The organism is Nocardia carnea (genome assembly GCF_029868855.1).
Lineage (GTDB): Bacteria > Actinomycetota > Actinomycetes > Mycobacteriales > Mycobacteriaceae > Nocardia > Nocardia carnea_A.
Map to the genome: position 1 here is coordinate 38,100 of NZ_JARWOV010000102.1, position 8,572 is coordinate 46,671.

At 69.5% G+C, this 8,572-nt stretch carries 8 protein-coding genes; 4 read left to right on the forward strand and 4 right to left on the reverse strand.

Features of this window, described 5'->3' with window-relative positions:
* Positions 1 to 25: 25 nt before the first annotated feature.
* A complete protein-coding gene (locus QH195_RS09400; RefSeq protein WP_280420284.1) occupies positions 26 to 661 on the forward strand; it encodes a TetR/AcrR family transcriptional regulator in 636 nt (211 codons plus the stop codon).
* A 65-nt stretch (positions 662 to 726) separates the two neighbouring features.
* Here the strand turns inward: QH195_RS09400 and QH195_RS09405 are convergent, their stop codons facing one another.
* From QH195_RS09405 to QH195_RS09415, 3 genes are all read right to left on the reverse strand, one after another.
* The gene (locus tag QH195_RS09405) at positions 727 to 2,943 is read right to left on the reverse strand and encodes a serine/threonine-protein kinase (RefSeq protein ID WP_280435068.1); all 2,217 of its coding nucleotides are present in this window, start codon (positions 2,941 to 2,943) and stop codon (positions 727 to 729) included.
* 191 nt (positions 2,944 to 3,134) lie between these two features.
* Positions 3,135 to 4,190 (reverse strand): glutamate ABC transporter substrate-binding protein, encoded by a 1,056-nt coding sequence (locus QH195_RS09410; protein ID WP_280435069.1) that lies wholly within the window; start codon positions 4,188 to 4,190, stop codon positions 3,135 to 3,137.
* Complete coding sequence (locus QH195_RS09415) at positions 4,187 to 5,545, reverse strand: hypothetical protein (protein ID WP_280420287.1); 1,359 nt, start codon at positions 5,543 to 5,545, stop codon at positions 4,187 to 4,189. Before QH195_RS09415 ends, QH195_RS09410 begins: the two co-directional genes overlap by 4 nt.
* A 185-nt stretch (positions 5,546 to 5,730) precedes the next feature.
* Here QH195_RS09415 and QH195_RS09420 point away from each other — a divergent pair, with 185 nt between their 5' ends.
* Genes QH195_RS09420 through QH195_RS09430 form a run of 3 tightly spaced genes read left to right on the forward strand, consistent with a single transcriptional unit; the run spans position 5,731 to position 7,687 of the window.
* The gene (locus tag QH195_RS09420; protein ID WP_280435070.1) at positions 5,731 to 6,495 is read left to right on the forward strand and encodes an NUDIX hydrolase; all 765 of its coding nucleotides are present in this window, start codon (positions 5,731 to 5,733) and stop codon (positions 6,493 to 6,495) included.
* Positions 6,495 to 7,265: a RibD family protein gene (locus QH195_RS09425; RefSeq protein WP_280435071.1), complete on the forward strand. Its 771-nt coding sequence runs from the start codon at positions 6,495 to 6,497 to the stop codon at positions 7,263 to 7,265. Before QH195_RS09420 ends, QH195_RS09425 begins: the two co-directional genes overlap by 1 nt.
* Entirely contained in the window at positions 7,235 to 7,687 is a 453-nt protein-coding gene (locus tag QH195_RS09430; RefSeq protein ID WP_280435072.1) for a deaminase, read from the forward strand. The genes QH195_RS09425 and QH195_RS09430 overlap by 31 nt, the downstream gene beginning before the upstream one ends.
* Before the next feature lie 209 nt (positions 7,688 to 7,896).
* On the opposite strand, the gene QH195_RS09435 is transcribed toward QH195_RS09430, so the two are convergent.
* Positions 7,897 to 8,572: OB-fold nucleic acid binding domain-containing protein (locus QH195_RS09435; protein WP_348537350.1), on the reverse strand; the 676-nt coding region annotated here is incomplete at its 5' end.

An 8,572-nucleotide genomic window follows, 5' to 3' on the forward strand; every position in this document is an offset into this window, starting at 1 on the left:
AAGTTTTGTTGTGTAAGGTGTTCGCATGGAGGAGACAGCGCCCCGCCCCCGAGTACGCAACCGCCGCGGCGAAGGAGGTCGGCTGCGGGACGAAATCGTCGCGGCGGCGGTCGAACTGCTCGACGAGACCGGCGAGGAAAGCGCCGTCACCCTGCGTTCCGTCGCCCGCCGCGCCGGCATCGCGGCCCCTTCGATCTACCGGCATTTCCCGGACCAGCCCGCCATCATGCTCGCCGTCGTACGCAATGCCTTCACCGAGTTGGACGAACAACTCCGCGCCGCCTGGGACTCCGCCGCGGATTCACCCCGGGAGCGCCTGCTAGCCATATGCCACGGCTATCTGGAATTCGCGCGTACTCGGCCCGGTCGCTACCGGGCGATGTTCGCCGGGGTCTGGATACCCGATCTCACGCGGGCTTCCATAACCGAGGAGGACATGGCCACGCTCGGTCAGGAGACGCTCGCGTTGCTCACTCGGGCCGTCGAGAATTGTGTCGCCACCGGCTGCGCTACCAGCACAGACGTGCGGGCGGACACCGTGGCGCTGTGGCTCGGCCTGCACGGGCTCGCCCATCAGCGAATGGTTTCCCCGTCGTTTCCGTGGCCACCGGATATCGCCGAACGCCTCATCACCGCGCTCGCCCACCTCACCGAGACCTGATGGGCGCGCGGCCGTAGCCGGAAACACCGAGCAGGACACGGCGGGTGGTGGTTGCCGAGAATCGTTCAGAACCAGGTGGTGGGCCTGATGTAATTGGCCAGGTCCACCAAGGCGTAGCGGTGGCGGCGGCCGGGGGCCAGCCGGGCCAGGGTGCGCAGGCCTTTCTCGGTGGCGTCCCGTAGCGCGTTCTCGGTGAACGCGACACCGATGAGCGGCGGGTTCGGGGCGGCCGGGCTGTTGCCGGCCTGCAACCAGGCGAGTGCGCTGCCCAGGACGATGACCCGCAATTGCAGGGCACGGCGTTCGTCCGGCGGAAGCGCCTCCACTCGCTCCGCGGCGCGCCGGATGGTGTGCTCCGGCAGATCGGCCACGGGGGCGCTGGTGAGCAGCAGCAGTACCGCGGTCATCCGGGCGGTGGTGAAATAGCGTGAGGACCCGGGTACTTCGTCCAGGGCGGTAACCGCCTCGGCATAGCGGCCCGTGGCCGACAGGAGGCGGGCCAGGCCGAATGCGGCGCTCACCAAGCCGTGATCGGTGCGCCACGCGGTGGCGTAGAAGTTCTCGGCGTAGGCGCGCCAGGCCTTGGTCTCGTCCGGGTGCCAGTGCTGGAGCACGAGTTCGGCGGTCGCGGCGAGCGCCAGCTTGGGTGCCAGTTCGCCCGGCTGCACTCGTAATACGGCATCGAAGGCGGAGTAGGCCTTTTCGTAGTCGTTCTCACGCAACCCCGCCAGCCCGGTGTACCAGTCGATCCGCCAATCGCGGCGGCCCGCGGTCGGGATCGCGTCGAGCAGTTCGCCCGCATCACCGACCCGGTCCGAATCGAGCAGGATACGGGCTTCGGCGAGCCGTAACTCCAGTTCCAGGTTCTCCGGGGCGGCCGCCGGGTCGCGCGCCAGATCTTCTCGTGCTTCGTGCAGGGCGGCCAGTGCCTGATCGGGTTCGGCCTGCAGGATATCCACCAGCCGGCGGGCGGCCGGATCGGTCGGCGACGGCAGCGGGACCGGTAGCGCGGCGGCGATATCCGTGGCGGCGAGGGCCGTATCGTGGTCGGCGCCGTCGGCGTATGCGTCGGTGAGGCCGATCAGCTGCTCGGTGCCGAACGCGGTGCGTTGCTTACCGAAAACCACCGAACGATGCGGATGCTCGACCCCCGTGTCCAGCGCGAGAATTTCGCGCAGCACCCCGGCCAGCTGGTCGGCCATCGCACCGGCCGACGGAAATCTGCGGTCCGGCTCGGGGTCGGTGGCGCACAGCAGCAGCCGGTGGAACGATTCGTACTCGGCCAGGACCGGTTCGTCCTCCGGGGTCGGCAGACCGTCGCGGTAGGCGCCGTGCTCGGTGGGAATGTTCAAGGTCAGCACGGCGAGCGTCCGTCCGACCGTATAGATATCGGAGACGACGGTCGGCCCGGTGCGGGCGATCTCCGGCGCCTGGAAACCCCTGGTGCCGTACAGGTTCCCGTATGCCTCGATCGGAGCTACCGCACCCAGATCGAGCAGTTTGACCTGGTCCTCGGTGACCATGATGTTGTCGGGTTTCAGATCGTTGTAGGTGAGCCCGGTGGTATGCAGGTAGTCGAGGGCGGGCAACACCTCGAGGACATAGGCGATTGCCTGCGCCACCGGAATTCGCTCGGGTCGGCGGTGGTCGTCGAGCATGCTGCGCAGCGATCGACCACCCACGTACTCCATGACGATGAACCCGATCGGCTCATCCGCCGGGGTTCGATGTTCGACGAAATTGTGGATTTTCACGATCCCCGGATGCGCGACCTCGGCGAGGAATTCGCGTTCGGCCACCGCCACGGCCTGCGCCTCGATGTCCTCGGCGTGCAGCAGGCCTTTGAGCACCACCCAGCGGTCGCTGACATTGCGGTCGATCGCGAGGTATATCCAGCCCAGCCCGCCGTGCGCGAGACACCCCTGGATTTCGTACTGCCCGGCGACCATATCGCCGGGCCGCAGGCTGGGCCGGAAATCGAAGTGGGCACCGCAATTCGCGCAGATCCCGCGGGTGGCGGCCGGCCCGCTCGCGCTCGCCCTGCCCACCGGTTTCCCGCACCGCCAGCAGAATCGTTTACCTTCCGCGACGACCGGATCGGCCAGGACCGCCGCGGCCGGGTCGGCGGGTTCGACGGGCGGAACCTCGACCAGACCGGCCACCAGCGTGCGCACAGTGGGCCGGGACCGCACGGTCCGGGTACTGCGCCCGGTCCGCACCTGGCCGCCGCTGCCCCGGCCCGACCCGAGACTGGTCCCGGCCCACGGCTCGCCGGACCCCACGGCTGCGGTACCGGTAACTGCTGTGGTGCCTGGAACCGCTGTGGTGCCGGGAAGCGCTGTGCCAGCGCGGTCGGTGTCATCCGGGACGGAGCCTGCGGCGTGCCGGACGGGTTCGACGGCGCGAGTTTCCGGCGGCTCCGGTTCGTCACCGGAGCCGGGGCGGTTGCCGGACTCGTCCGTCGCCACCGGGATCAGTCCCGATAGGTCGCCGGCGGGGGCGCCGGGGTGGGGCCGAGGGCCGAGAGCCACTGGCCGTAGAGGCGGCCCCAGGTTCCGTCGGCGCGGATCCGGTCGAGAGTGCCGTTGACGAACCGCACCAGATCCTCGTCGCCCTTCGGGATTCCGATCCCGTACGGTTCCTCGCTGATACTCGGGCCCACCAGTTCGGTATGCGGGTCCTGCGCGGCGAGACCGGCCAGGATCGAATCGTCGGTGCTCACCGCGTCGACCTGCCGCTGTTGAAGCACCACCAGGCAGTCGGCCCAGGTGGGGACGGTGAGGATGGAAGCTTCGGGCTGGATCCGCCGGATATGCTCCAGCGAGGTCGTACTGCGGATCGTGCAGACCCGTTTACCCGCCAGATCTTTCAGGCTCTCGATACCGGAATCCTGTACGGCCAGTACCCGCTGGTGCGCCTGTAGATACACCGTGGAGAACGCCACCCGCTGCAATCGCGCGCACGTGACGGTCATCGTCTTGACGACCATATCGACCCGGCGATCGATTAGTGCCGCTTCCCGTTCTTCGGAACCGAGGCTACGGTATTCGATCCGATCCGGGTCGCCGAACAGGTCGCGGGCCACCTCGCGGGCGATATCGGCGTCGAATCCGACGATGACACCGCTGTTGGGGTCGCGGAAGCTGAACAGATTGCTGCCGGTGTCCAGACCGACCACCAGGCGCCCGCGCGCACGGATCCGGTTCAGGGCGGGCCCGGTGGCGGCAGGACCGGCGGGGCGCAGGCTCGCGGTGGGGTCGCCGCAGTTCGGGTCATCGGGAACCTCGACCGGGGCGTCGGCGGGTATCGCGGTCGCCTGGGCGGGTAGCGGTGGTTCGGCGTAGTCGCCGTGCGGGGTCTCGCTGTGCGGTCCGGCGGCGGTGGCGCAGCCGGTCAGGAGCAGCGCGGTGCAGACGATCGCACTCCGCAGCGGCCAGGACCGGATACCCGATCGCGGCCGGGTGCGACCGGGTCGGCGCAGCCGGGGCCGCGCCGCCACCGGGCGGAGCGGGTTGGGCGCAGGTCTCATCGATACTCCCGCAGTCTCGGCCAGATTCCGAAGGCTATGTACGCCGCGGCGGCGATTCCGAGGATCACCGCACCGGGCGCCAGATAGTCGAGTACCCGGGCGCTGTGGAAAATATTGCTGCGCAGCGCGTCCCGGGTTTCGGTGATACCGGCGGCCAGTGCCCTGTCCAGCGCTTCCACGTGGACCGTGGCGTTTTCGGCGCCGGGCGCGGTGGCGATCGTAGCGGCGCGGGCGAACTCGCCGCGATTCAGTGTGTCGTTCATCCGTTGATGCGCCGCCAGCCAATGCAGTAGGGCGGCGCGGGCGTCGGTGGTCGCACGGTCGGTGTGCCCGGCGAGCAGTTCGTTGAGCCGGGTGATATTGGCGTCGAAGGTGTGGTCGTAATCGCCGGTGGTATCGCGCCGCACCAGTTTCAGGGTTTCCGCGGAACGTGCCTGCTGCGCCAGGATCCGGCTCTCGGTGAGCCGGGCGGCCGGTACCGTGCCGTCGGAGCGGCCGCCCGACATCGCCGATGCCGATACGGATCCGGCGATCACCGTCCACAGCAGCAGGATCAGCACCGCACCCGAGGCGAGCAGCAGACCCGGGTTGAACGTCCGGTGCCAGCGCCGGGCCATCAGCCGCTGTGCCCAGACCAGCCCGGCCAACGCCGCCAGTAGTGCGACGATCGCGACCAGCGGCGGCCGCACGTGCCGGTCCTGCGCCTCGTCCACGGCGTCCGCGCGCCGGACGTAGAGTTGTTCGGCCATCGGCAGCAATTCGTTCTGCATCTGGTGCGACGCCTCGCTGAGATACGCGGCGCCGACCGGGTGACCTTCCCGGTTGTTCGCCCGCGCGGTCTCCACCAGACCCGAGTAGACCGGCAATCCGGAACCGATACCGATCCGCTGCCGATCGTCTTCGGCGCCCTCACCGGACAGGGTCACCAGTTCGGCACCCGCCTCGCCCAGCGCCTGGCTGTAGCGGTCGCGCACCTGCTGCGGTTCCAGGCCGGCGGAGATGAAGGCGGTGGCCGCGGCGGCGTCCGCGACCGAGAGCGAGGTGTAGAGCCGGTGTGCGGCATTGGCATCGGGTTCGGTGCCGGCGAGCAGGACATCGAGATCGCGCTGGCGGTCGTGCACGGTGGCCCCGGTTATCGCACCGGACCCCAGGCACAGCACCACCAGTAGCAGCCCGATTCCGATGAGCCGTCCCGGCGAGGATTGCGCGAACTGCCGCAACCTCGCCGGATTGAGCAACTTCCAGGCCGTTTCGACCCGGGGCCGCACAAGGCCGGACCGCCCGGTCGTGGGCGCCGGTTCCGGCTGGGCCGGTTCGGGTTCGGAGACCACCCGATCCACCGCCGACCGCGTCATGTCCACCCTCCAACTCTGGGCGCCGTGTGCGCTGTATCGCTCTGCGGTATGTGGGCGATTCCGCTCACACCGCTGTCCTGAGCGTATTCGGTATTGTGCCCGCTCGCGCTTCGACCGCCACAACGACCATCCCCGCAGCCGGGTACGGCAGGATGGAAGGGGACGGTCGACGAGGACGGTGCGAGATGCGCGGTGATGGAGACGGGTGGGCTGTGAGCCCCGGTGGGATACGGCACTGGGGGAAATTCGGTGCGGCCGGGCTGCTGCTGCGCGCCCCGATCGGTGCAGGTGGCGTCGCGGTATTGCTGCAGCACCGGGCGCCCTGGAGTCATCAGGGCGGTACCTGGGCGTTGCCCGGTGGAGCCCGGGACAGCGACGAGACCGCGGTGCACGCCGCGGTACGCGAGGCCGACGAGGAGGCCGGGATCAAGGCGGCCGATATCCAGGTGCGCGCCGAACGGGTCACGGCCGTCGCACCCAGTGGCTGGACCTACACCACCGTGATCGCCGACGCCGGTAAACCGTTGCCCGTCGAGCCCAATATGGAAAGCGTCGAACTGGCCTGGGTCCCGGAACACGAGGTGGACCAGCGGCCGCTGCACGCGGCGTTCGCCGCGGCCTGGCCGGAACTGCGGGTGACGCTTGCGCGAATGGATACCAGTGAATGCCCGCGGGACGATATCGCCGAACTGGCCGCGACCCTGCCGCGCACGATCGATCTGGGTGTGGAGTTCGTCTGGTTGCACGCCGACCCCGAAGGGCCCGGGGAGCGTGCCGTCCTGCTGGATCCGCCGTACCCGGCCGAGGGGACCGATGAGGGCGAGTCGGCGGAGGCGGCGGCAGCGGCAGCGGCAGCCGGTGACCCCGCCGCGGAGCTGGGTACGGCCGTCTCGGCGGAGGCCAGGGTGCTGGGTATTCCGCGGGACCGGGTACTCGGCCCGGAGGCCTGATGGATGCCGCGGGCGAGAACCGGCCGGGCGGCACCGCGGGGGCGGGCGGTTCGGGCGGGAGCCGGCCCTTCGTACTGCTGTCGGTCGCGATGAGTGTCGACGGATATATCGACGACACCACCGACGAGCGGCTGCTGTTGTCGAACGAGGCCGATTTCGACCGGGTGGACGAGCTGCGGGCCTGGTCGGACGCCGTTCTGGTGGGCGCCGAAACCGTGCGGCGCGACAACCCGCGGTTGATCGTGAAGGACGAGAGTCGCCGCCGGGCGCGCGCCGCCGCCGGGAAACCCGAGTACCCCCGCAAGGTTACGGTGACCGCCGCCGGGGATCTGGATCCGGCCGCCCGATTCTGGCATCACGGTACGGCCGAACACCCACCGCTGGTCTACACCACCGGGTCGGGAGCCCAGCGGCTGGCCGAACGACTGACCGCGCCCGCGGAAGTCGTCGCGCTGGGCGCCGAGCTCGAATTCGGAGCCGTGCTCGACGACCTCGCTGCTCGCGGGATCGCGCGGTTGATGGTCGAGGGCGGTGGCCGGATCCACACCGCCTTCCTGGCCGGCGGTCTGGCCGATGAACTCCATCTCGCCATCGGTCCCACCCTGGTAGGCGACCCGCTGGCGCCGCGTTTCCTGCATTCCGCCAGGTTCCCGGGCGGCTCCACCCACCGTATGTCGTTGCTCGGGGTGTCGCAGCTGGGGGATGTGGCAGTGTTGCGTTATCGACCCCAGGAGGCCCGATGCCCGAACCCGACCACCGCGACTGGATGAACCGGGCGATCGAGCTGGCGCGGCGCAGCCCGCCGGTTCCGGGCGCGTTCTCGGTGGGCGCGGTGATCGTCGCCGACGGAATAGAGCTCGCCACCGGTTTCTCCCGGGAAGCCGACCCCAAGAACCACGCCGAGGAAGCCGCGCTGGCGAAACTCGATGCGGGGGATCCGCGGCTACGCCACGCCACCTTGTACAGCACTCTGGAGCCGTGTTCGGAGCGGGCCACCAAGACCAGGTTGCCGTGTACCGACCGCGTGCTGGCAGCCGGTATCCCGGCCGTGGTGATCGCCTGGCGCGAACCGGCGACCTTCGTCGCGAACTGTGTGGGCGTGGAGAAACTGCGGCTGCACGGGGTGCGGGTGCTGGAACTCCCGGAGCTGGCCGAGGCCGCGATGTCGATGAACCGGCACCTGGAGTTGTGAACTATGCCGGGTAGCACGCATCACATCCGGCGTAGGAAATAGCTCGCCGGGTGCCCGGGTTGAATACCGATGTCGGCGTTCGGACAGCCCCGGGCCGCACCCCATTCGTCGCTACGAGCGACCACTCGCCGAGAGGCGCTTGTTGGACGTCGACCTCGAACGACGCCGCCGGGACCACCACCCGGCGGCGTTTCTGTATCCGCTCCCCATCACCGCAGGCAGGTGGACCCGAACAGCGCTTTCAGTTCGCCCATCAGCGCGGGTGAGGGGGCGATCCGGAACTGGGGATCCAGCGCCAGCAGCCGGGGACCCCGGGCGCCGATCAGGTTGATCCGGAGCTCGGTGGCGCCGGGGTGACGCTGCAACGTTTCCCGCAGCGCCCGCACCGACCGCGGTGTGCAGGCGGTGGAGGCCAGGAAGAGCGTCACCGGCCGACCGGACCCGTCGGCGGTCAGCTCCGGATCGCGCACCCGGTCGCCGAGCAGCGACTGACGGCCCTCGCGGATGCTGACCTGTGCACCGACTGCGACGACGGCGTCCTCGACGAGGAGAGCGGCGGCGCCGGCGTAGGCGGCCGGAAAGAACAGGATCTCGATCCCGGCCTCCAGATCCTCGAGGCGCACGATCGCCCAGGCTTCGCCTTTCTTGGTGACACGGCGGTCGACGGCGGCGATGATGCCGGCCACCGTGACCTTGCGCCCGTGTGAAATCCGGCCCTCGGTCAGCGCACTGATCGGGGTATCGCCGACCGTGGCGAGCGCGGTCGCGATCTCGTCGAGGGGGTGGCCGGATACATAGAGTCCGAGCATTTCGCGTTCGTAGCCCAGCCGCTCCCGGGTCTGCCATTCCTGATCGGGCACTGGGATATCGAAAACGCCGGTGTCG